Source organism: Pseudomonas sp. efr-133-TYG-23 (assembly GCF_030209215.1).
GTDB classification, from domain to species: domain Bacteria; phylum Pseudomonadota; class Gammaproteobacteria; order Pseudomonadales; family Pseudomonadaceae; genus Aquipseudomonas; species Aquipseudomonas rhodesiae.
In genome coordinates, this window is record NZ_JARVSL010000013.1 from 86,503 (window position 1) to 108,180 (window position 21,678).

Consider the following 21,678-nt stretch of genomic DNA (forward strand, 5'->3'; position numbering starts at 1 on the left):
CCGAACATCTATTCTTGCCTAATGTCCACGTTAGGAGAGCCTGGATAGGAGGGATGTTCATCGTGCATATCGCCGACATAACCATGTTCTACGCCCCGGCCAGTGGCGGCGTACGCACTTACCTGGACGCCAAGCACCGGCGCCTGACGCTCAAGCCGGGCATTCGCCACAGCCTGTTGATTCCCGGCGCCCACTTGAGCGAACAGGATGGGGTGTTCAAGGTACCCGCACCTCCCCTCCCCTTCGGCAAAGGTTATCGATTCCCGCTGCGGCTGACGCCATGGCGAAATGTCTTGCACGATTTACAGCCCGATCTGATCGAGGTCGGCGATCCCTATCTCACGGCCTGGGCCGCTCTGGATGCCAGGCGCCAGCTTGACGTGCCGGTTATCGGCTTTTATCACTCCGACTTGCCGTTGCTGGTAAGCAACCGCATGGGGCCGTGGTTCACGCCAAATGTTGAAGCCTATGTCAGCAAACTCTATGGGAATTTTGACCGAGTACTGGCGCCCAGCCAGGTCATGGCCGACAAGCTCATGGAGTTGGGCGTCAGAAACGTCTTTGTGCAGCCGTTGGGTGTGGATCTGCAGACGTTCACCCCGCAGGTACGCGACCCCGGCTTACGCGCTGAGTTGGGAATCGCTGAAGATACGCGACTGCTGATCTTCGCCGGGCGCGGTTCCAAGGAGAAGAACCTGCCGGTGCTGCTTAAGTGTATGAAGCGCTTGGGAGATCGGTATCACCTGTTGCTGGTGGGGTCCGGCATGCCGGCTAAGGTGCCGGAGAATGTCACCGTGGTCGACGGCTTCCAGCCGGCATCGCAAGTCGCGCGTTTAATGGCCAGTGCCGATGCCCTTCTGCATGGCGGCGATCAGGAAACGTTCGGCCTGGTCATTCTTGAGGCCATGGCCTGCGCCATACCAGTGGTCGCCGTGGCCGCCGGTGCCTTCACTGAAATCGTCGACGAGCATTGCGGCTTGCTCTGCGCCCCCAACAATCCACGAGCGATGGCCGATGCGGTGCGCGAGTTGTTCAGCCGCGATCCTCAGCGTCTCGGCGTACAGGCTCGACGCCATGTGGAGCAGCAGTATGCGTGGGACACCGTGGTCGAGAGCCTGCTGGGCCATTACTACGCGGTGCTCGATAGCCACAAACCGATGCTTGCCCATGGTTAAGCGCTCGGTAGTGCTGGTATTGCACGATGTGGCCCCGCAAACCTGGTCCGACTATCGCCCCTTTGTGGAGGCGGTGGACGCTCTGGGCGACATCCCCATCACTTGGTTGGTGGTTCCGGATTTCCATCATCACGGCACCTTGGCCGACCACGCCGAATTTCGCCGCCTGTTGGACCGCCGCGTGGCCAAGGGCGATGAATTGGCCTTGCACGGCTATTTCCATAGCGACGACCAGCCGCCACCGCGTACGCCCAAAGATTGGTTCATGCGCCGCATCTATACCCATGAGGGAGAGTTTTACCAGTTGTCAGAGGCCCAGGCCCTGCAGCGGTTAAGCGACGGCATCGAGGTCTTCCGACGCAACGACTGGCCTCTGCATGGGTTCGTCGCTCCGGCCTGGCTGATGAGCCAGGGTACCAAGGACGCCTTGCGCCAGTTGCCGCTGAGCTACACCAGCGACCCGCAACAGCTTTATCGGCTGCCCGACTTTACCCGCGTCGGCGCCCCAGGTTTGGTGTGGAGCGCCCGCAGCGCTTGGCGCCGAAGCCTGTCCAAACATCTCAGCGATCAACGGCAACGGCGCTGGCGGTCGGCACCGGTCATTCGCCTAGGCGTGCATCCGGTCGACCTGCGTCACGAAGGTGCTCGTCGCTATTGGCTCGATACCTTGCAACACCTACTGCAGACGGGGCGTACGCCATTGACCAAAGTGGACTGGCTCGCAACCCAGCCGTAATGCCCCGCCATGGCGACGGGACGAATGTTCAAGAATCTTGCTGATCAGACGCGGGCAGCTTCTCTGCCTCCTGCATCTGTTCCCACAACTGAGCCGCCCCTGGAAACTCGGTGCCGTCTTCGGCATCCAGCGCATCAGGATCGTAGCGACTCAAGCATCCCTCGCCCAACGTCGCAGGCGCTTTGGAGGTGGCTTTATCGAGTGGGTCGGTCATGGTGCAGTCCTGACGTGCGGATAAATAAAAAGGGCCTGGAACGATTTAACGCCCAGACCCTTCGATATTCAATCCGCGCTTGAATCAGAACACAACGGTCTTGTTGCCGTGCACCAATACGCGATCTTCGAGGTGGTAGCGCAGGCCACGGGCCAGAACCATCTTCTCGACATCGCGACCGAACCGCACCATATCTTCAATGCTGTCGCTATGGCTGACACGCACCACGTCCTGCTCGATGATCGGGCCGGCGTCCAACTCTTCGGTGACGTAGTGGCAGGTTGCGCCAATCAACTTCACCCCCCGCAGGGAGGCCTGATGGTAAGGCTTGGCCCCGACAAACGACGGCAGGAAGCTATGGTGGATGTTGATGACTTTGCCGGCATATTCGCGGCACAGTTCCGGCGGCAGGATTTGCATGTAACGCGCCAGTACCACGACATCGGCGTCATGATGCTTGACCAGGCGCGACACTTCGGCGAACGCCGGCTCCTTGTCCTGCGGGTTGACCGGCACATGGTAATAAGGGATGCCATGCCACTCGACCATGCTGCGCAGGTCGTCATGGTTGGAGATCACACAAGCGATCTCGCAGTCCAGCTCATCGCTGTGCCAGCGATGCAGCAGATCCGCCAGACAGTGGGATTCGCGGCTGGCCATCAGCACCACGCGTTTCTTCTGCTCGGTGTCGGTGATCTGCCAGGTCATCGAAAACTCTTCTGCGATCGGCGCAAAGGCCTCGCGGAAGGCTTCAAGACCAAAGGGCAGCGTGTCGGCACGGATTTCGTGACGCATGAAGAACCAACCGCTGAGGTTGTCCGAGTGATGGCTCGCCTCGGTGATCCAACCGTTATGGGAGGCCAGAAAGTTACTGACTTTGGCAACGATGCCGACCCGGTCCGGGCAAGCAATCACCAGCCGAAAAGTGCGCATTAGGGGGGAACTCCAGAACTTCGCAAAGGCCGCCATTCTAGCGATTGCGAAGAAAAACTGCAGTATTGGTTAACGTTTATTCTGATGGTCGGCCTGGCTTTGCCCCTTAATGCCCTATGCTTTTACCACCTTTATATGAATCAGGACTACATATGGAGTGCCCCTAGGAGTCTCACAGGTCTGATGTTTAGCATTACGTCCTTTTTAAATAACTCGATTGCAGGGCTGCACTACAAACACTCAAAGTAATTCACATAAAAGCATGCTTAAATGTTTACTTGGACAAACCGCCTGACTATTATTGGGCCACTCTCCCTGTCAATCAGCGCTCTACATAAGGTAGCCACATGTCTCTGATCACCCAATACCGTGCCAAAGAAGAAGCCATCAAAGAGCTGCAAGCCCAACTGGCAGCCATGGAAAAAGATGGCAGCCTGAAACGTGAAATGGAATTCGAAAGCAAGCTGCGCACCCTGATGGGCGAATACTCCAAATCCCTGCGTGACATCATCGCGCTGCTGGATCCGGATTCGAAAGTTAAAGCTCCTCGCGGCGCCGTGAAAACTACCGGCACCAAGCGTGCGCGCAAGGTCAAGCAATACAAAAACCCGCACAACGGCGAAGTGATTGAAACCAAAGGTGGCAACCACAAAACGCTGAAAGAGTGGAAAGCCAAGTGGGGCGGTGACGTGGTTGAAGGCTGGGCTACCCTGCTGGGCTAAGCTCACCGGGCTCATGCCAGATAAGCAACACATTAAAAACGCCAGCTTGCTGGCGTTTTTTTATTGCACGCACTATTGCGCGAAATCGACTACAGATTCACACGAGTCGCTAAAGCATCAGCATATTCCTGCCACTGCACCAGCACCTGCTGCTGAAACGGTGTCGCATTTACAGCCAACTCCTGACTGGCCTGCTTAAATGCATCCAAGGTAATTGGCGCACTCCATTGAGGGTCGGACAATCGTTGCTGACAGAAAAGTTTCCAGCGCTGTTGCTCCTCATTGTTCAGGGTGTCGGGAAAGTTACGCGCACGGTAGCGGAACAACAATTCAGGCAACCGCTGATCATCGAACGGCCACTGCTGACGCGCTAATTGAGCAGGCTCCGCCAAGCGGACTTGTTCACATAAGCGTCGATCACGATCACCAATAAAACCGTCATACAACTGCTGTTCCGGGTCTGTCGTCGAAGAAAATTCTTCCTGTGCATAAATGGCCGCCAACTTATCGCGCCAAACTTCTTGTGCGTCAGATAGCCGCAGCGCCCGCGCCTGGCAGACCTCCATGTCCAATTGCAGGCGTTCACGGTCTTCGGGGCGCAGCACGCTGAGCGGAGCAACCACCGGACAGCGGTTGATGTGCACCAGCTTGAGCGGCACCGGCAGCTCACCTTCGGGCAACTCGTCCCGGCGGGTGTAAAGGCGTTGACGCAAGGTCTCGGCATCCAGGTCCAGCAGCCCCTGCGGATCGAGCCCGAGGTCGCAGACGATCAACGCATTGCGGTTGCGCGGATGCCAGGCCAAAGGCAATACCGCGCCCAAATAATGGCGTTCGGCGGAGAACCGCCCGGAGATGTGCAGCATCGGCTGCAACAGGCGCACCTGATCCATCACCCGTTGCTTGCTGCGCAATTGGAAGAGCCAATCATAGAGCTTGGGCTGTTTCTCGCGGACCAACCGTGCCAGAGCAATAGTGGCGCGCACATCGGACAACGCATCGTGGGCCTGGCCATGGTCGATTCCATTGGCCGCAGTCAGGCGTTCCAGCTTGAGGGTCACGCGCCCGTCCTGCTGCGGCCACTCGATACCATCCGGGCGCAAAGCGTAGGCGGTGCGCACCACATCGATCAGGTCCCAGCGGCTGTTACCGCCCTGCCACTCGCGAGCATAAGGGTCGAAAAAGTTGCGATACAAGCTGTAGCGCGTCATCTCATCGTCGAACCGCAAGGTATTGTAGCCAGCGCCGCAAGTCCCAGGAGCGGCCAGCTCGGCGTGTACACGGGTCATGAAGTCGGCCTCGGCCAAGCCCTTTTGCGCCAGGATCGCCGGGGTAATACCGGTGATCGCACAGGCAGCGGGATGAGGCAGGATATCGTCGGCGGGCTGACAATAAATATTGAGCGCAGAGCCGATCTCGTTGAGTTCGAGGTCCGTACGAATTCCGGCTACCTGAAGAGGGCGATCACTGCGCGGATTGATGCCGGTGGTTTCATAGTCGTACCAGAAAATGGAGGTCACGGGCTGTTCCTGTACTGAAGATCGACAAAGTCTAGGCGTGGAACCACATCCGCGGCCAGCAGCAATTTAACTGTATAAACATCCAGCAAAATCTTGAATGGTTGCTTCCATCGCCGACACTGCTAGCATCCGTCTCTCCCAGCCGCTCTGCACTGCCAAGGATCGCAATGCCATCAACCCCACTGGATACGCGCTACCAGATCGAAACCCCGGAAGGTATCGACCTACCGTTGCGCCCGGCCGGCCTGGTACCCCGGGTATTGGCCTTTGCCTTCGACCTGCTGGCGCGCGGCGTGATCATGGGCGTGCTCATGGTGCCGCTGGCGTTGCTCGGCAATGTAGGTCTCGGCCTCGGCGCGTTGCTGCTGTTCCTGGTCAGTTGGTGGTACATGGTGCTGTTCGAAGTGCTTAACCAAGGGTGTTCGCCGGGTAAGCAAGTCATGGGATTGCGCGTGGTACAGGACGATGGCACACCCGTCGGCTGGTCGGCCTCGCTGATCCGCAACCTGCTGCGATTTGTCGACATGCTGCCTTTTGGCTACTTTCTTGGCGCCATCAGCTGCCTGCAACATCCCCATTTCAAACGCCTCGGCGACCTCGCCGCCGGCACGCTGGTGGTCTACCGCGAACGCCCTCTACCACGTCCTCAGATTCCTCAGGCGGCAGCCCTGCGCCTGCCCTTTGCCCTGGACCTGAATGAACAACGGGCCATTCTGGGTTTTGCCGAACGCCAGGGTGAATTGTCCGCTGAACGGGTACACGAACTGGCCGCTATCCTCGCGCCGTCCCTGCAGGTTTCCCCAGCTCGCGCGGCCCAACAGCTCAATGGCGTGGCCCGCGGCCTCCTGGGGCCAACATGAAGCAGAGCCTGTTCGAAAGCCGTCACCAACGCCAATGGCAAGCTTTTGCCGAACAACTCAATCGGTTGGAACAAGGCACGGCTAAAGCGAGCGATGTTGCCGACTTCCCTCATCAATACCGGCGCCTTTGCCAGCACTTGGCGCTGGCTCAGGAGCGCGGCTACAGCAGCTATCTGGTGGACCCGCTGCAGCAACTGGCCCTGCGCGGCCATCAGCAACTGTATCGTCATCGCAGCCAACTGGGCGCCAGCGTGCTGGGTTTTGTCCTGGCCGGTTTTCCGCGGCTGGTACGCGAACAGTGGCGCTTTGTAGCGGTGGCCAGCGTGCTGTTCTTTGGCAGCCTGCTGGGCATAGCGCTGCTGGTCTACCTGTTTCCCGAACTGATCTACAGCATCATCAGCCCCCAGCAGGTGGCTGAGATGCAGGACATGTACGACCCCGATGCCAGTCGCCTGGGCCGCGCCGCCGAGCGTGCATCGAGCGAGGACTGGATGATGTTCGGCTATTACGTGATGCACAACATTGGCATCGCCTTCCAGACATTCGCCGCCGGCTTGCTGTTTGGCCTGGGCAGCGTGTTCTTCCTAATCTTCAACGGGCTGATCATCGGCGCGGTGTCCGGACACCTGACCGAGATTGGTTACGGGCAGACCTTCTGGTCATTCGTCATCGGTCATGGTGCGTTCGAGTTGACAGCCATTGCCCTCGCCGGGGCAGCGGGTTTGCAACTGGGCTGGGCACTGATCTCGCCGGGGCGACTGACGCGGGGGGAATCCTTGAGGCTCGCGGCACATAAGAGCGTGCAATTGCTCTGTGGTGTCATGGTCTTCCTGCTGTTTGCCGCATTCATTGAAGCCTACTGGTCGTCCACCACGGTCATCGCGGCATGGGTCAAATACCTGGTGGGCGCCGTATTGTGGCTGCTGGTCGCGGCGTACCTGATCTTTGCAGGGCGGACTCAACATGCGCCTGAGTGATGCCAGCGTGGCGATTCGCCCGCGTACCGCCTGGGAAGCCATGGACCTTGGTGTCCTGATGGCCAGGGAACATCGTTTATTACTGACCGCCAGTTGGGCACTGGTGACCTTGCCGGTGTTCATTCTGCTCAGCGCAGCGCTGTGGAAGTACCCCTCCACCGCCATATTTCTGTTCTGGTGGTTCAAGCCGGCATTCGATCGCCTGCCGCTCTATATCCTGTCAAAGGCGCTGTTCGGTGACACGCCCAGCCTTAAACAGGCGGTACGCCAGTGGCCGCGTCTGCTCAAGGGGCAATTGTTGGCCAGCCTGACCTGGCGCCGCCTCAGTCTCAGCCGCAGCTTCGTCATGCCGGTCAGCCAGTTGGAAGGTCTGGATGGCCAGGCGCGTCAAAAGCGCCTGGGCGTTTTGCAACAGCGTGACGCCGGCGCCGCGCGCTGGCTGACCACCGTTGGAGTGCATCTGGAAATCGGGCTCTGGTTCGGTTGCATGGCCCTGTTCTACCTCTTCATTCCGCAAAACGTCGAGCAGAACTGGGATTGGCAGCGGCTCATACTGGCCACCAGTTCTGAAGGGCTGTGGCTGGAGCATCTGAGTAACGCGTTTTATGCCCTGATACTGGTGTTCTGGGAACCGATCTATGTGGCCTGTGGTTTCAGCCTCTATCTCAACCGCCGAACCGTGCTGGAGGCTTGGGATCTGGAACTGGTATTCCGGCGTCTGCGCCAGCGGCTGAGCAAAGCGGCCCCTCTGTTATTGCTGGTGATCGGGCTGACATTCCTACCCGTCAATCCGCCCGCCATGGCCGATGAATCGAAGCCGCTGAGCACTCAGAGTGCAAGCCAGTCAGTCAAGGCGCTGCTGGACAAGCCCCCGTTCAAGAACCCGGAAACCGTCACCCGTTATCGCTTTGGCGATGACAAACCCACCGTAAAGAACAAGGACCGCGGTGATAGCAAACTTCCAGCGTGGCTACAGGCGCTTCTGGACAACCTTAACAGCGATACCTTCAAGCATTTTGCCCAGGCTTTGGAAGTACTGCTATGGAGCCTGCTGATTGGCGGCCTGGCCCTAGTGGCGTGGCGCTATCGTGATTGGCTGCGCACTTTTGTCAGCCGGCGCGCGCCTGCCAGCCCCAAAGTCGTCAAGCCTGCCCCCACGCAACTGTTCGGCCTGGCGCTGGGCGCCGAGACCTTGCCCACGGATATTGCCAGCACCGCCGAGCAACTTTGGGCCACCCAGCCCAGGGAAGCTCTCGGTCTGCTTTATCGCGGCCTGTTGAGCCGTTTACTGCATGATTTCAACCTCCCCCTTAAAAGTGCCGACACCGAAGGGCAAGTGCTGGAACGCGTTCACCAACTGGAACAGCCGCAATTGCTGGCCTTCAGTGATGAACTGACCCGGCACTGGCAGAACCTCGCTTACGGCCACCGCCTTCCACCCACCACGATCCAGCAAAAACTCTGCAGCGATTGGCGTGCCCTGTTCAGTTCGGGGGGGCCCCAATGAACCGGCTTTTAATGTGGGCAGGGCTACTGCTGGTGTGTTTACTCGCAGCGGCTGGTTTTTATGCCTGGAGCAAAGCCACGCCCTACGACGAGGTAATCGACAGCGGGCCTTCCCCTGAAGCGCAAGCCAACCCTTATCTGGCCGCCGAACACTTTCTGCGTAAGCAGGGCCTGCCCGTGGACCATGCCTTTGGCCTTGATCGCCTGGCCGACCTCCCGTCTGAACACCATAGTCTTCTGCTACTGACGGAGCGCAGCAATATGTCTCCCCGTCAGGTTGAGCAGTTGCTGGACTGGACCCGCTCCGGCGGCCACCTGCTGGTGGTAGCAGAAGCCCTGTGGGATGAAGAAACCGGCAAAAGTGGCGATCTCTTACTCGACCGCCTCCAGATACGCCAAGTGCTCAGCGACGAGCCCGAAGAGCCCGCGCCAGCGCGCAAAAAGAAAACACCCGACCTGACCAGGCTCTATATCGATAATGAAACCGCCCCGGCCTATTTCGGTTTCGATACCGCTTTCAACCTCACCGACCCCAAGCATCTGGCGCAATTTTCCGCCAACAGCGCCCGGTCGAGTCATCTGATGCAACTCGACCTCGGCCAGGGTCGTGTGACCGTGATCACCGACAGCGACCTGTGGAAAACCGCAAATATCGGTAAGCACGACAATGCCTGGCTGCTGTGGTACCTGACCCAGGGCACGGCCGTGACCCTCTTGGCCAACGGCGATGTGGACGATCTGTTCAGCCTGCTGCTGCGCTATTTCCCCCAGGCACTGGTAGCGCTGACGGCCTTGATCGCCCTGGCTCTGTGGCACGCGGGTATGCGCCAGGGACCTATCCAGGCACCCGCGCCCAAAGCTCGTCGGCAACTGCAGGAACATCTGAAAGCCAGCGCCGACTTCCTGCTGCGCCGCAATGGCCAACGCACGCTGGTGCAGGCCTTGCAACGGGATATCCTGCGCGCCGCCAGGCGTCGCCATCCCGGCTTCGAACACCTCGATGATGCACAACAGTGGCAGGTGCTCGAACACCTGACGCATCAACCTTCTCATGTCATCAGCCAGGCCCTCGGCCCACTCCCGGAAAAGCGGCTTTCCAGCGCCGATTTCAGCCGGCAGGTGGCATGCCTGCAAACCCTCAGGAATGCCCTATGAGCGATTTTCCAAGCGCCACCGCCCTGACCGGCGAAACCCTGCATCGCGCCAGCCAACAGGCCCAGGCCTTGCGCGTCGAACTGCGCAAGGCCGTTATTGGGCAGGATCAGGTCATTGATGATGTGCTCACCGCCCTGATCGCCGGCGGCCACGTATTGCTCGAAGGCGTACCCGGCCTCGGCAAGACCTTACTGGTACGTGCATTGGCACGCTGCTTCGATGGCGATTTCGCGCGTATCCAATTCACGCCGGACCTGATGCCCAGCGATGTCACCGGCCATGCCGTGTATGACCTGCACACCGAACAGTTCAAGCTGCGCAAAGGCCCGGTCTTCACCCACCTGTTACTGGCCGACGAAATCAACCGCGCCCCGGCCAAGACCCAGGCCGCTCTGCTCGAAGCCATGCAAGAGCGGCAAGTGACCTTGGAAGGCGAGGCGCTGCCCATCGGTCAGCCCTTCATGGTACTGGCCACCCAGAACCCCATCGAACAGGAAGGGACTTATCCCCTGCCGGAGGCCGAACTGGATCGCTTCATGCTCAAAGTGCGCATCGACTATCCAGAAGCGCAGCAGGAGTTGGATATGGTGCGCGAAGTCACGCGTTCATCGCGGGCCGATATGCTGGATGTGCAACCCTTGCGCACCGTGCTGCAGGCCGACGATGTCATGCAACTGCAACAGGTCGCCAGCGAACTGGCCCTGGACGAACACGTACTCGACTATGCCGTGCGCCTGGCGCGAGCGACCCGAAGCTGGCCAGGGCTGGCCATGGGCGCGGGGCCGCGAGCTTCCATCGCGTTGGTGCGTGGCGCCCGTGCCCGAGCCTTGCTACGCGGCGGCGAGTTCGTCACTCCGGATGACATCAAAGGGTGTGCCCTCGCGGTGTTGCGTCATCGAGTACGTATTGCGCCAGAACTGGATATCGACGGCCTGGAAGTCGACCAGGTACTCAAGCAACTGCTGGACCAGATCCCGGCTCCACGGCAATGAATCGCCCATGAAACCGACCCGTCTGCTATTGATCTGGCTCAGCGTGCTGCTGGGCCTGAGCATTCTGCTGGGTGCCACGGCAGCGCTGCAACTGAAGGTGCCCGACACACTCCACTCGGTGGCTTGGGGCTTGCTCCTGGCATTGTTACTGCTTGCCCTGCTGGATGCCCTGCGCCTGCGCCACCGGCCTACCCCGCGCCTGCAACGGCAAATGCCCGGCAGTCTGGCGCTGGGACGCTGGGGCGACGTTCGCCTGAGCCTGGAACACGCCTTTGCACAAACGCTGACGGTGCAGGTGTTCGACCATGTTCCCGATGGGCTGAGCGTCGACAACCTGCCGCAAACCATCGAACTACGCCCCGGTGAACGCAGTGAACTGGGGTATCGCCTGCGCCCCTTGCGCCGTGGCCACTTCCCATTCGACCGCTGTGAAATCCATATCCCCAGCCCTTTGGGGTTATGGTCGGCACGGCGCTTTATCGAGACCCAGGATGTCACCCGCGTATACCCGGATTTCGCACGGTTGTACGGCGCTCAATTACTGGGTGTGGATAACTGGCTGAGCCAACTGGGGGTTCGCCAGCGTCAACGACGCGGCCTGGGGTTGGAGTTTCATCAATTACGTGAATTTCGCGAAGGCGACAGCCTGCGTCAGATCGACTGGAAAGCCACCGCGCGACAACGCACACCGATCGCCCGGGAGTATCAGGACGAACGCGACCAACAGATCGTGTTCATGCTCGATTGCGGCCGCCGCATGCGCAGCCAGGACGATGAACTGTCCCATTTCGACCATGCCCTCAATGCTTGCCTGCTGCTCAGCTATGTCGCCTTGCGCCAGGGCGATGCGGTGGGGATATGCACGTTTGCTGGCGATCAGCCCCGCTACCTGGCGCCGGTTAAAGGCAGCGGCCAGTTGAATCTGTTGTTGAATGCGGTATACGACCTGGACACGACCCGCCGGTCGGCCGACTACCTCGCAGCGGCGAACCAATTGCTGGCTCGGCAAAAGCGTCGGGCGTTGGTGATCATCGTCACCAACCTGCGGGATGAGGACGATGAAGCGCTGCTGGCGGCCGTCAAACGTATCGGCCGCCAACATAGAGTGCTGGTGGCCAGTTTGCGCGAGGAGGTATTGGACCAATTGCGGCAGTCCCCCGTGCAAACCTTACCTGAGGCCCTGGCCTACAGCGGCACGGTGGATTACCTCACCAGACGCGACGAATTGCATGACCGGCTGGGCGCACATGGCCTGTCAGTACTGGATACCTTACCTTCGGAGATGGGCGCGGCCCTGGTGACTCGTTATCTGGGTTGGAAGAAAGCTGGTGTGTTCTAAAAGCTGAGCTCGGCACGACAGGGGCTCTGAAGCCCATGCCGAGTCGACAACGCTTGATGCTAGGCAGACGCCTGCAAAGGATCAAAGCTGAAGTAATGCACCAAAACGCTGATCAATTGCCCATATTCCTCACTGGCGCTGATGATGCGAAAGCCGGAATCGTAGTGCTGCGGGTTGATGTCTTCGTGACTCCACAAACACGTCGCGGTGAGATCAATGGCATGAAAGTCGCCATCCGCCGCAGGAATCTTTAACCGCAGCTCAAAATCCACATCAATCATCATGGGCAACAGGCTGATTAACATCAGTCCGTCTTCCGAGGCATTGCCCAGAAAACCAATGGGCTTGTCGGTAAGACGGTTAAACACTTGCAAGAAACTCGGTAATTGATGCCGCTCGATCCGTCGGTCGGTAAACATGGTGAGATCGCCATCCAGTGGCCATGACTCTGGCCGTGCCAGTGATTCGGAACGAGCATAAACGCTCGCTCTCCCTGGATCTCGGTGTGACAACACACTGCGTTGTGCACTAGACAGCCGCCGAATCCGGGCCCCTCATTCGTTCGAATAGAAACTTGTACAAACGATCATCCAAAGGATAGCCCAAGACTGGCAACGGGCCAGTTAACCAATAGCAAATATCCTTATAAAGAGGCAGGACGTGGTTGAGCCGCGCTGGCGCCTCGGTAGTGCCCCAGTTGTTGCAGGGTGTCGAGACGCGCGCGGGCGCGGTAGGCGTACTCGCTGGACGGGTATTGGGTAATGATGAACTGATAGGTTTGCACGGCATCGACGAACAATTTCTGCCGTTCCAGACACTGCCCACGCAACATCGAGACCTCCGGCTGCACGTACCGACGGCTGCGGCTTTCGCGGTCCACCTGGGACAATTCCAGGGTAACGCGCTGGCAATCACCGACCCCATAAGCCCGGTAGGCGTTATTCAAATGATGGTCCATCGACCAGCGGGTGCAGCCGACAACACTGACGGCCAGGGCAGCAACGAGCAAAATTCGCATGAGGGTTCTCCTGTCTTGTGGAGTGTATCGACCCTTCGTCGAAAATCTTCAAGGTCGTTCATCTTTTAGCCCGCCGCCAAAACAAGTGAATGTTCGATAAGTAGTGCAAACGAACAATGACTACAACGAAAGAGCATAGTAGCCTTCCTCAGCGCTTGAACTCAGGAGTCTGTGCATGTCCGTCCGTCGTACCAAAATCGTCGCCACCCTTGGCCCGGCCAGCAATTCGCCGGAAGTCCTCGAACAGCTGATTCTGGCTGGTTTGGACGTTGCCCGTCTGAACTTCTCCCACGGCACCCCCGACGAGCACAAGGCTCGCGCCAAGCTGGTGCGTGATCTCGCCGCCAAGCACGGCCGTTTCGTGGCGTTGCTGGGCGACCTGCAAGGCCCGAAAATCCGTATCGCCAAATTCGCCAACAAGCGAATCGAACTGAAGATCGGCGACACCTTCACCTTCTCCACCAGCCACCCGCTGACCGAAGGCAACCAGCAAGTCGTGGGTATCGACTATCCGGACTTGGTCAAAGACTGCGGCGTCGGTGACGAGCTGCTGCTGGATGATGGCCGCGTGGTCATGCGCGTCGACACCGCCACCAGCACTGAGCTGATCTGCACCGTGACCATCGGTGGGCCACTGTCCGACCATAAAGGCATCAACCGTCGCGGTGGTGGCCTGACCGCACCGGCCCTGACCGAAAAAGACAAAGCCGACATCAAGCTGGCCGCCGAAATGGAAGTGGACTACCTCGCAGTGTCCTTCCCACGCGACGCCGCTGACATGGAATACGCCCGTAAGCTGCGCGACGAGGCCGGCGGTACCGCCTGGCTGGTGGCGAAGATCGAACGCGCCGAAGCCGTGGCCGATGACGAAACCCTCGACGGGCTGATCAAGGCTTCCGACGCCGTGATGGTTGCCCGTGGCGACCTGGGCGTTGAAATCGGCGACGCCGAACTGATCGGTATCCAGAAAAAAATCATCCTGCACGCACGTCGCCACAATAAAGCGGTGATCGTCGCGACCCAGATGATGGAGTCGATGATCCAGAACCCGATGCCGACCCGCGCCGAAGTGTCCGACGTGGCGAACGCCGTGCTGGACTACACCGACGCCGTCATGCTGTCGGCCGAAAGCGCCGCCGGCCCGTACCCGCTGGAAGCCGTCCAGGCCATGGCGCGTATCTGTGTCGGTGCCGAAAAGCACCCGACCAGCAAAACCTCCAGTCACCGCATCGGCAAAGTGTTCGAAAGCTGCGACCAGAGCATCGCCCTGGCTGCGATGTACACCGCCAACCACTTTCCAGGCGTGAAAGCGATCATCGCTCTGACCGAAAGTGGCTACACACCGCTGATCATGTCGCGCATCCGTTCGTCGGTACCGATCTACGCGTTCTCCCCGCACCGCGAAACCCAGGCCCGCGCGGCCATGTTCCGGGGTGTCTACACCGTACCGTTCGACCCGGCGTCGTTGCCACCCCATGAAGTGAGCCAGGCGGCCATCGACGAGCTGCTCAAGCGCGGCGTTGTGGAGAAAGGCGACTGGGTCATCCTGACCAAGGGCGACAGCTACAACACGATCGGCGGCACCAACGGCATGAAGATCCTGCACGTTGGCGACCCAATGGTCTGAGTGATCGGTCGCTGAAAACAAAAGCCCTGTCATGCAAGTGACGGGGCTTTTTGCTTTTCGTGATAGAGGGCCTTGCTTACGATCAGCGTCGAGTAACGAACCCCGACAACGCCGCAATCGCCTCCGGCGACCTTAACCGTTGGGTAAACAACGCCCCCTCCTCTTCGATCACCTGACGCAACTGCTCGCGGTCCACGCTTTTCATCAATTGCTTGGTGATCTGCACCGCGCCCGGCGCCAAGGTGTCGAAACGCTCAGCGATTTGCCTGGCTTTGGCCAACGTCGCCTCACCACTGCCCAAGGCTTCGGTGGCGATACCCCATGCCGCGGCCTGCTCACCGGTAAAACCTTCGCCCAACAGCAACAGCTCGGCGGCTTTGGCGTGCCCCAGCAATCGCGGCAGGATCAGGCTGGAACCGAACTCAGGGCACAGCCCCAGGTTGACGAACGGCATGCGCAAATGCGCATCACGACTGACGTACACCAGGTCGCAGTGCAGCAGCAGGGTCGTACCGATGCCTACCGCTGCTCCGGCCACGGCGGCGATCACCGGTTTGCGACAGTTGAGCAGGCTCTTCATAAAGTGAAACGGCGGGGTGTCCAAGTCGCTGGGCGGCTGGTCGAGAAAGTCGCCGATGTCGTTGCCAGCGGTAAAGCATTCGCTGCTGCCTTGGATCAGTACGGCATTGATCTGCGGGTCAGCATCGGCCTGTTCCAGCGCCTCGGCCAAGCGGGTGTACATGGCGCGGGTCAGGGCGTTCTTCTTGTCCGGGCGATTGAGCTGCAGGGTCAGCAGCCCGCCGTCACGTTGCTGGAGGATGGCGTCGGTCATGGCGAGTCTCGCGGCGGTGGAATTCAGCGCTCAACCACGGGGCAGGAACACATCAGCCAGCAGTTGATTGCGCGGCAGCCCGGCCAGGAACAGACGCTTGGAAAACGCTTCGACACTGGCAGGACTCCCGCAGAGTAAGGCCAGGGTTTGCCGGGAAACAAGCCGCAGTTGCGCCAATGCCTGGATCAACTCAGCCGCGGCCCACAGCTCCACGGTCAACTGCGGGTGACGGGCGGCCAGCGCCGCCAGGGGTTCGGCCAGATAATGGCCGGTGGTGTCATGGGCCAGGTGAATCACGCGGATGGGCCCTTGATGATCCTGGCGCAACGCCTCACGCAACACGCCCCACAAAGGGCCCAGCCCTGTCCCCGAGGCCAACAGCCATAGCGGCCGGGATTGCCAATCAGGGTCATAGTGCAAGGCGCCGCCGCGCAATTCGCCCAGGACCAAACGCTCGCCGACCCGCAACCGGCGGGCGATATCGCTGAATTGACCGGGCTGGCGGCAATCGAGATGAAACTCCAGGAACCCGTCCTCCTGGGGCAAGCTCGCCAGGGAATACGGCCGCGCCACCTGCCCCGCCCACAGCACCAGGTGCTGCCCGGCCCGATAACGCAGGTTGTGTTGCGCTTGCACGCGCAGGCGCAAAACGCTCGGGGTCAACCAGTCTGTCGCCACGACCTGGGCCGTTACGCCATCGCGCAGCGGATCAAATGTCTCGACCTGCACGTCCCCGCTCACCTGACATTGGCACGCCAGGCGCCAGCCGTCCTGACGTTGCGCAGGGCTCAAAGCCTCCGGCTGGCGATCATCCACCTCGCCCTCGCACCGTACCAGGCACGCATGGCAACTGCCGGCCCGGCAACTGTAAGGCACGGCCACGCCCGCCTGGTTCAAGGCATCCAACAGGTTACTGCCGGTAGGTACCGACCAATGGCGTTCGCCGACGTGCAGTTCAGGCATGGAACATCTCGCATCAAAAGGCGCACACAGGGAATCACGCTCGGCACAGTTTGACCATAGTCGGGTGTATCGGCCACCGCGCCGGGTTATACTGCCGCGCCTTTTTAGCGTCGCGCCTGCACCACTTGGCGTGCCTTGGAAAGGTGGCCTCAGCCGACCGATGCACCCCACTGATGCCACCTTTATTGAATGTTCCCGTCTTATAGAGGAGCGCGACTCATGACCGTGATCAAGCAAGACGACCTGATTCAGAGCGTTGCCGACGCCCTGCAATTCATTTCCTACTACCACCCCGTGGATTTCATCCAGGCGATGCACGAAGCCTACCTGCGCGAAGAGTCGCCAGCGGCCCGTGACTCCATGGCCCAGATCCTGATCAACTCGCGCATGTGCGCCACCGGCCATCGCCCGATCTGCCAGGACACCGGTATCGTCACCGTGTTCGTGCGTGTGGGCATGGACGTACGCTGGGATGGCGCCACCATGGGCCTGGACGACATGATCAACGAAGGTGTGCGTCGCGCCTACAACCTGCCGGAAAACGTCCTGCGTGCCTCGATTCTCGCCGATCCGGCCGGCGCGCGTAAAAACACCAAGGACAACACCCCTGCGGTCATCCACTACTCCATCGTTCCGGGCAACACCGTGGAAGTGGACGTGGCGGCCAAAGGCGGCGGCTCCGAGAACAAGTCGAAAATGGCCATGCTCAACCCGTCCGACTCGATCGTCGACTGGGTGCTCAAGACCGTTCCGACCATGGGCGCCGGCTGGTGCCCACCTGGCATGCTCGGCATCGGCATCGGCGGCACCGCCGAGAAAGCCGCCGTGATGGCCAAGGAAGTGTTGATGGAATCCATCGACATCCACGAGCTGAAAAAACGCGGCCCGCAGAACCGTATCGAAGAGATGCGCCTGGAGCTGTTCGAGAAGGTCAACCAACTGGGCATCGGCGCCCAGGGCCTGGGTGGCCTGACCACCGTGCTCGACGTGAAGATCATGGATTACCCGACCCACGCAGCCTCGTTGCCGGTGTGCATGATCCCCAACTGCGCCGCCACCCGTCACGCGCACTTCGTGCTCGACGGTTCGGGCCCGGCGTCGCTGGAAGCGCCACCGTTGGACGCCTACCCGGAAATCGTCTGGGAGGCCGGCCCTTCGGCCCGCCGCGTCAACCTTGACACCCTGACCCCGGAAGACGTGCAGAGCTGGAAACCGGGCGAAACCGTATTGCTCAACGGCAAGATGCTCACCGGTCGCGACGCGGCGCACAAGCGCATGGTCGAGATGCTGAACAAGGGTGAAACCCTGCCAGTGGACCTCAAGGGTCGCTTCATCTACTACGTCGGCCCGGTTGATCCAGTGCGCGAAGAAGTAGTCGGCCCAGCCGGCCCGACCACCGCCACGCGGATGGACAAGTTCACCCGTCAGATCCTTGATCAGACCGGCCTGTTGGGCATGATCGGTAAATCCGAACGCGGCCCGACCGCCATCGACGCGATCAAGGACCACAAAGCCGTGTACCTGATGGCCGTGGGCGGCGCTGCCTACCTGGTGGCGCAAGCTATCAAGAAGTCCCGCGTGGTGGCTTTCGCAGAACTGGGCATGGAAGCGATCTACGAGTTCGAGGTCAAAGACATGCCGGTCACCGTGGCGGTGGACAGCAAGGGCGAATCCGTCCACATCACCGGTCCTGCCATCTGGCAGAAAAAGATCAGTGAAAGCCTGGCGGTAGAAGTGCAATAAGCACTGCCTGAGCGACAGAAAAAGCGACCGCTGCGATCAGCACGGTCGCTTTTTTATTGCCTGCCGATTTCTCAGCGCCGGGCTTGCCGCAAAACCTGCGCAACCTGCCCATTTACAATAACCTGGCGCACCCCAAGACCGCTGCTGCTCATGCTATGGTGCACTCCCCTTACCGTGCCTGTTCATCACCGTATGATCGTGATCCCTCGCCCCCTGCGTCTGAGCTTCTACTCCCTGCTGATCATCGCCGGTGCGGTACTGGCCGCCGCCCTGGCCACGCGGCATGCCGAACGCCAGGCCCTGGTGGACGATGCCGCCCGTGCCAATCAGCAATTGGCGCTGTATGCCAACTCCCTGCACACCCTGATCGAACGCTACCGCGCCCTGCCTGCGGTGCTGGCGCTGGATTCGGAAATGATCAACGCCTTGAAAGGTCCGCTGGACAGCGCCACCCAGGACTTGCTCAACCGCAAGCTGGAACGCATCAACGGCGCCGCGCAGTCGTCCACCCTGGAATTGATGGATCACACCGGTCTGGCCGTCGCGGCCAGTAACTGGAACTTGCCGAGCAGTTATGTTGGCCACAACTACGCATTCCGGCCTTATTTCAGCCAGACCCGCAGCCAGGGCACCGGGCGTTTTTATGCGGTGGGGGTGACCACGGGCATTCCCGGCTATTTCCTTTCCAGCGCGGTACTGGACGAGCACGAGCAGTTCCTCGGCGCCATGGTGGTCAAGCTGGAGTTTCCCGAGCTTGAGCGCGAATGGGCCCAGGGCAATGATCTGCTGCTGGTCAGCGATGCGCGTGGCATCGTATTTATCGCCAACCAGCCGGGCTGGCGCTATCGCAACCTGCGACCGCTGTCGGACAGCGACCTCGCCGAACTCAAGGCCACCCGCCAATACGATAAGAAACAGCTGCAGCCGCTGGACACTCAGCCCCTGCAACGCTTCGACGAAAACAGTCACCTGATGCGCGTCAACGGCCCAGACGGCAGTGCCAATTACATCTGGGAATCCCTGCCGCTGAAGGCCGAAGGGTGGACCTTGCACCTGTTGCGCAAACCCCAGTTCGCTTTCGAAGACCAACGCAATGCCGGCCTGGCTGCTGCCGGTTCGTGGCTGGCGCTGGTGTTTCTGGTGCTGTTCCTGACCCAGCGTTGGCGCCTGGCACGCCTGCGCCAGCGCAGTCGCCAAGAGCTGGAGCGCCTGGTGGAAGAGCGCACCCAAGCGCTGCGCACCGCTCAGGACGGCCTGGTGCAGTCCGCCAAGCTGGCCGCCCTGGGGCAGATGTCGGCGGCCCTGGCCCATGAAATCAACCAGCCGCTGACAGCCCAGCGCATGCAACTGGCCACCCTGCGCCTGCTGCTCGACCATGGCCGCGTGGACGACGCCTACAAGGCTCTCACGCCGCTGGACGATATGCTCACGCGCATGGCCGCGCTCACCGGCCATCTCAAGACCTTCGCGCGTAAAAGCCCCAGTGGCCTGCGCGAACGCCTGGACCTGGCCACCGTGGTCGACCAATCCCTGCACTTGCTCGACGCGCGCCTGCGCGACGAAAGCATCGGCACTGTGCTGGACCTGACCCGCCCTGCCTGGGTACGCGGCGACGCGATCCGCCTGGAACAAGTAATGATCAACCTGCTGCGCAACGCTCTGGATGCCATGGCCGACAAACCGCGCAAGCGCCTGGAAATCCGCCTGCACGCCGACCAGCAGCTGTGGCAGTTGACCGTCAGCGACAGCGGCGGCGGCATTGCCGAAGAACACTTGAACAGTGTGTTCGACCCGTTTTTCACCACCAAACCGGTGGGCGACGGGCTCGGCCTGGGGCTGGCGGTGTCCTACGCCATCGTGCACGAACTCGGCGGACGCCTGATCGCCGCTAACCGAGGCGACGGCGCGGTGTTCACCCTGACCCTGCCCATCGCGCTGGAGACGCCGGACCTATGTTGAACGCGGTAATTGTGGTCGACGACGAAGCCAGTATCCGCACGGCCGTCGAACAATGGTTGAGCCTGTCCGGTTTTGAGGTGCAATTGTTCAGTCGCGCCGAGGAATGCCTGGCACAACTGCCCAGGGACTTTGCCGGAGTCATCCTCAGTGACGTGCGCATGCCCGGGCTCAGCGGCTTGGAACTGCTGGCCGAAGTGCAGCGGCGCGATGCGGACCTGCCGGTGATTCTGCTCACCGGCCATGGCGATGTGCCGATGGCCGTGGAAGCCATGCGCGACGGCGCCTACGACTTTCTGGAAAAGCCCTTCAGCCCCGACGCCTTGCTCAACGGCCTGCGCCGCGCCTTGGACAAGCGCGGGCTGGTCCTGGAAAACCGCCGCCTGCACCAGCAGGCCGGGCAGCGCGCGCAGTTGGAATCGAGCTTGCTCGGCATGTCCCGCGCGTTGCAGAACCTGCGCCGCCAAGTGCTGGATCTGGCGGCGCTACCGGTCAATGTGCTGATCCGTGGCGAGACCGGCAGCGGCAAGGAACTGGTCGCTCGCTGCCTGCATGATTTCGGTCCACGGGCGAAAAAGCCGTTCGTGGCGCTCAACTGCGCGGCGATCCCCGAGCAGCTGTTTGAGGCCGAACTGTTCGGTCACGAAAGCGGCGCCTTTACCGGGGCCCAGGGCAAACGCATCGGCAAACTGGAATACGCCCATGGCGGTACGCTGTTTCTCGACGAAATCGAAAGCATGCCCTTGGCCCAACAAGTCAAACTGCTGCGGGTACTGCAAGAGCAGAAGCTGGAGCGCCTGGGTTCCAACCAGAGCATCCCTGTGGACCTGCGCATCATCGCCGCGACCAAACCCGATTTGCTGGAAGAGGCCCGCGCCGGACGTTTTCGCGAAGACCTGGCGTATCGCCTGAACGTCGCACAGTTGCGCCTGCCGCCGTTGCGCGAGCGGCGCGAAGACATTCCCCTGCTCTACGAGCACTTCGCCCAGAGCGCCGCCGAGCGCCTTGGGCGCCGTGTCGAGCCCTTGAGCGGCGCGCAGTTGGGGCGCCTGCTCAGCCATGACTGGCCGGGTAATGTGCGGGAGTTGGCCAACGTTGCCGAGCGCCAGGTGCTGGGCCTGGGCGAGCCGGAAACGGACACTGTCGAAACCGGGCAATCCCTGGCGGCGCAGCAGGAAGCCTTTGAAGCGCAGTGCCTGAAAGCCGCGTTGAGCCGACATAAGGGCGATATCAAAGCGGTGCTCGCGGAACTGCAACTGCCGCGGCGCACCTTCAATGAAAAAATGCAGCGCCACGGCCTGACCCGAGAAATGTTTCTGCCGGACGAATGAGCGGATTTCCGCTCATCACCACCAAAATCATCAGCGACTTTTCGCTCAAAAATTTCCTCAAACCCTTCTAAACCGGGCCTTC

The 21,678-nt window shown here is 60.6% G+C and carries 20 protein-coding genes; 13 read left to right on the top strand and 7 right to left on the bottom strand.

Annotation, left to right across the window (positions count from 1 at the left end):
- The first annotated feature begins 53 nt into the window (after positions 1–53).
- The gene (gene gpgS / locus QRN41_RS08170) at positions 54–1,175 is read left to right on the top strand and encodes an N-acetylglucosaminyl phosphatidylglycerol synthase (protein ID WP_285421433.1); all 1,122 of its coding nucleotides are present in this window, start codon (positions 54–56) and stop codon (positions 1,173–1,175) included.
- On the top strand, positions 1,168–1,911 hold the full coding sequence (gpgD, locus tag QRN41_RS08175; RefSeq protein WP_167416664.1) for an N-acetylglucosaminyl phosphatidylglycerol deacetylase: 744 nt from the start codon (positions 1,168–1,170) through the stop codon (positions 1,909–1,911). Before gpgS ends, gpgD begins: the two co-directional genes overlap by 8 nt.
- A gap of 28 nt (positions 1,912–1,939) precedes the next feature.
- Here gpgD and QRN41_RS08180 read toward each other — a convergent pair whose 3' ends face one another.
- Both QRN41_RS08180 and purU read right to left on the bottom strand, forming a co-directional pair.
- Positions 1,940–2,125 (bottom strand): hypothetical protein, encoded by a 186-nt coding sequence (locus tag QRN41_RS08180; protein ID WP_034100212.1) that lies wholly within the window; start codon positions 2,123–2,125, stop codon positions 1,940–1,942.
- An 84-nt stretch (positions 2,126–2,209) separates the two neighbouring features.
- Positions 2,210–3,058 (bottom strand): formyltetrahydrofolate deformylase, encoded by an 849-nt coding sequence (purU, locus tag QRN41_RS08185; protein ID WP_034100214.1) that lies wholly within the window; start codon positions 3,056–3,058, stop codon positions 2,210–2,212.
- A 347-nt stretch (positions 3,059–3,405) separates the two neighbouring features.
- On the opposite strand from purU, the gene mvaT reads away from it, so the two are divergent.
- Positions 3,406–3,780, top strand: a complete 375-nt coding sequence (gene mvaT, locus QRN41_RS08190; RefSeq protein ID WP_034100216.1) for a histone-like nucleoid-structuring protein MvaT — start codon at positions 3,406–3,408, stop codon at positions 3,778–3,780.
- Positions 3,781–3,869: 89 nt separating this feature from the next.
- Here mvaT and sbcB read toward each other — a convergent pair whose 3' ends face one another.
- Positions 3,870–5,297: an exodeoxyribonuclease I gene (gene sbcB, locus QRN41_RS08195; protein ID WP_285421434.1), complete on the bottom strand. Its 1,428-nt coding sequence runs from the start codon at positions 5,295–5,297 to the stop codon at positions 3,870–3,872.
- A 167-nt stretch (positions 5,298–5,464) separates the two neighbouring features.
- Between sbcB and QRN41_RS08200 the strand changes: the two genes are divergently transcribed.
- Genes QRN41_RS08200 through QRN41_RS08225 form a run of 6 tightly spaced genes read left to right on the top strand, consistent with a single transcriptional unit; the run spans position 5,465 to position 12,126 of the window.
- Complete coding sequence (locus QRN41_RS08200; protein ID WP_034139148.1) at positions 5,465–6,157, top strand: RDD family protein; 693 nt, start codon at positions 5,465–5,467, stop codon at positions 6,155–6,157.
- Entirely contained in the window at positions 6,154–7,134 is a 981-nt protein-coding gene (locus tag QRN41_RS08205) for a stage II sporulation protein M (RefSeq protein ID WP_258695002.1), read from the top strand. Before QRN41_RS08200 ends, QRN41_RS08205 begins: the two co-directional genes overlap by 4 nt.
- Positions 7,121–8,641 (top strand): DUF4129 domain-containing protein, encoded by a 1,521-nt coding sequence (locus QRN41_RS08210; protein ID WP_285421435.1) that lies wholly within the window; start codon positions 7,121–7,123, stop codon positions 8,639–8,641. The genes QRN41_RS08205 and QRN41_RS08210 overlap by 14 nt, the downstream gene beginning before the upstream one ends.
- Complete coding sequence (locus tag QRN41_RS08215; protein ID WP_285421436.1) at positions 8,638–9,795, top strand: DUF4350 domain-containing protein; 1,158 nt, start codon at positions 8,638–8,640, stop codon at positions 9,793–9,795. Before QRN41_RS08210 ends, QRN41_RS08215 begins: the two co-directional genes overlap by 4 nt.
- Positions 9,792–10,787 (top strand): AAA family ATPase, encoded by a 996-nt coding sequence (locus tag QRN41_RS08220; protein ID WP_094065451.1) that lies wholly within the window; start codon positions 9,792–9,794, stop codon positions 10,785–10,787. Before QRN41_RS08215 ends, QRN41_RS08220 begins: the two co-directional genes overlap by 4 nt.
- Positions 10,788–10,794: 7 nt before the next feature.
- Positions 10,795–12,126: a DUF58 domain-containing protein gene (locus QRN41_RS08225; RefSeq protein ID WP_285421437.1), complete on the top strand. Its 1,332-nt coding sequence runs from the start codon at positions 10,795–10,797 to the stop codon at positions 12,124–12,126.
- A gap of 59 nt (positions 12,127–12,185) precedes the next feature.
- Here the strand turns inward: QRN41_RS08225 and QRN41_RS08230 are convergent, their stop codons facing one another.
- A complete protein-coding gene (locus QRN41_RS08230) occupies positions 12,186–12,545 on the bottom strand; it encodes a pilus assembly protein PilZ (RefSeq protein ID WP_034100229.1) in 360 nt (119 codons plus the stop codon).
- 224 nt (positions 12,546–12,769) lie between these two features.
- Positions 12,770–13,144, bottom strand: coding sequence for a tetratricopeptide repeat protein (locus QRN41_RS08235; protein ID WP_169868216.1), 375 nt, complete (start codon positions 13,142–13,144; stop codon positions 12,770–12,772).
- A 175-nt stretch (positions 13,145–13,319) separates the two neighbouring features.
- On the opposite strand from QRN41_RS08235, the gene pyk reads away from it, so the two are divergent.
- Positions 13,320–14,771 (top strand): pyruvate kinase, encoded by a 1,452-nt coding sequence (gene pyk / locus QRN41_RS08240; RefSeq protein ID WP_034100233.1) that lies wholly within the window; start codon positions 13,320–13,322, stop codon positions 14,769–14,771.
- An 82-nt stretch (positions 14,772–14,853) separates the two neighbouring features.
- Here the strand turns inward: pyk and QRN41_RS08245 are convergent, their stop codons facing one another.
- Complete coding sequence (locus QRN41_RS08245) at positions 14,854–15,603, bottom strand: enoyl-CoA hydratase-related protein (RefSeq protein WP_034114988.1); 750 nt, start codon at positions 15,601–15,603, stop codon at positions 14,854–14,856.
- Positions 15,604–15,633: 30 nt separating this feature from the next.
- Complete coding sequence (locus QRN41_RS08250) at positions 15,634–16,566, bottom strand: iron-sulfur-binding ferredoxin reductase (RefSeq protein WP_285421438.1); 933 nt, start codon at positions 16,564–16,566, stop codon at positions 15,634–15,636.
- A 219-nt stretch (positions 16,567–16,785) separates the two neighbouring features.
- Here QRN41_RS08250 and QRN41_RS08255 point away from each other — a divergent pair, with 219 nt between their 5' ends.
- The 3 genes from QRN41_RS08255 to mifR all read left to right on the top strand — a co-directional run bounded on the left by QRN41_RS08255 (position 16,786) and on the right by mifR (position 21,596).
- Complete coding sequence (locus QRN41_RS08255) at positions 16,786–18,309, top strand: fumarate hydratase (RefSeq protein ID WP_034100239.1); 1,524 nt, start codon at positions 16,786–16,788, stop codon at positions 18,307–18,309.
- Positions 18,310–18,501: 192 nt separating this feature from the next.
- Positions 18,502–20,268: a sensor histidine kinase gene (locus QRN41_RS08260; protein WP_034139155.1), complete on the top strand. Its 1,767-nt coding sequence runs from the start codon at positions 18,502–18,504 to the stop codon at positions 20,266–20,268.
- Entirely contained in the window at positions 20,262–21,596 is a 1,335-nt protein-coding gene (gene mifR / locus QRN41_RS08265) for a two-component system response regulator MifR (RefSeq protein ID WP_034139156.1), read from the top strand. Before QRN41_RS08260 ends, mifR begins: the two co-directional genes overlap by 7 nt.
- Positions 21,597–21,678: the final 82 nt, after the last annotated feature.

Coding starts and splice junctions, on each gene's coding strand:
- QRN41_RS08220 (WP_094065451.1), top strand. CDS start 9,792: ATGAGCGATTTTCCAAGCGCCACCGCCCTGACCGGCGAAACCCTGCAT.
- gpgD (WP_167416664.1), top strand. CDS start 1,168: ATGGTTAAGCGCTCGGTAGTGCTGGTATTGCACGATGTGGCCCCGCAA.
- gpgS (WP_285421433.1), top strand. CDS start 54: ATGTTCATCGTGCATATCGCCGACATAACCATGTTCTACGCCCCGGCC.
- purU (WP_034100214.1), bottom strand. CDS start 3,058: ATGCGCACTTTTCGGCTGGTGATTGCTTGCCCGGACCGGGTCGGCATC.
- QRN41_RS08250 (WP_285421438.1), bottom strand. CDS start 16,566: ATGCCTGAACTGCACGTCGGCGAACGCCATTGGTCGGTACCTACCGGC.
- QRN41_RS08180 (WP_034100212.1), bottom strand. CDS start 2,125: ATGACCGACCCACTCGATAAAGCCACCTCCAAAGCGCCTGCGACGTTG.
- QRN41_RS08235 (WP_169868216.1), bottom strand. CDS start 13,144: ATGCGAATTTTGCTCGTTGCTGCCCTGGCCGTCAGTGTTGTCGGCTGC.
- mifR (WP_034139156.1), top strand. CDS start 20,262: ATGTTGAACGCGGTAATTGTGGTCGACGACGAAGCCAGTATCCGCACG.
- QRN41_RS08260 (WP_034139155.1), top strand. CDS start 18,502: ATGATCGTGATCCCTCGCCCCCTGCGTCTGAGCTTCTACTCCCTGCTG.
- mvaT (WP_034100216.1), top strand. CDS start 3,406: ATGTCTCTGATCACCCAATACCGTGCCAAAGAAGAAGCCATCAAAGAG.
- QRN41_RS08215 (WP_285421436.1), top strand. CDS start 8,638: ATGAACCGGCTTTTAATGTGGGCAGGGCTACTGCTGGTGTGTTTACTC.
- pyk (WP_034100233.1), top strand. CDS start 13,320: ATGTCCGTCCGTCGTACCAAAATCGTCGCCACCCTTGGCCCGGCCAGC.
- QRN41_RS08210 (WP_285421435.1), top strand. CDS start 7,121: ATGCGCCTGAGTGATGCCAGCGTGGCGATTCGCCCGCGTACCGCCTGG.
- QRN41_RS08205 (WP_258695002.1), top strand. CDS start 6,154: ATGAAGCAGAGCCTGTTCGAAAGCCGTCACCAACGCCAATGGCAAGCT.
- QRN41_RS08255 (WP_034100239.1), top strand. CDS start 16,786: ATGACCGTGATCAAGCAAGACGACCTGATTCAGAGCGTTGCCGACGCC.
- QRN41_RS08230 (WP_034100229.1), bottom strand. CDS start 12,545: ATGTTTACCGACCGACGGATCGAGCGGCATCAATTACCGAGTTTCTTG.
- QRN41_RS08225 (WP_285421437.1), top strand. CDS start 10,795: ATGAAACCGACCCGTCTGCTATTGATCTGGCTCAGCGTGCTGCTGGGC.
- QRN41_RS08245 (WP_034114988.1), bottom strand. CDS start 15,603: ATGACCGACGCCATCCTCCAGCAACGTGACGGCGGGCTGCTGACCCTG.
- QRN41_RS08200 (WP_034139148.1), top strand. CDS start 5,465: ATGCCATCAACCCCACTGGATACGCGCTACCAGATCGAAACCCCGGAA.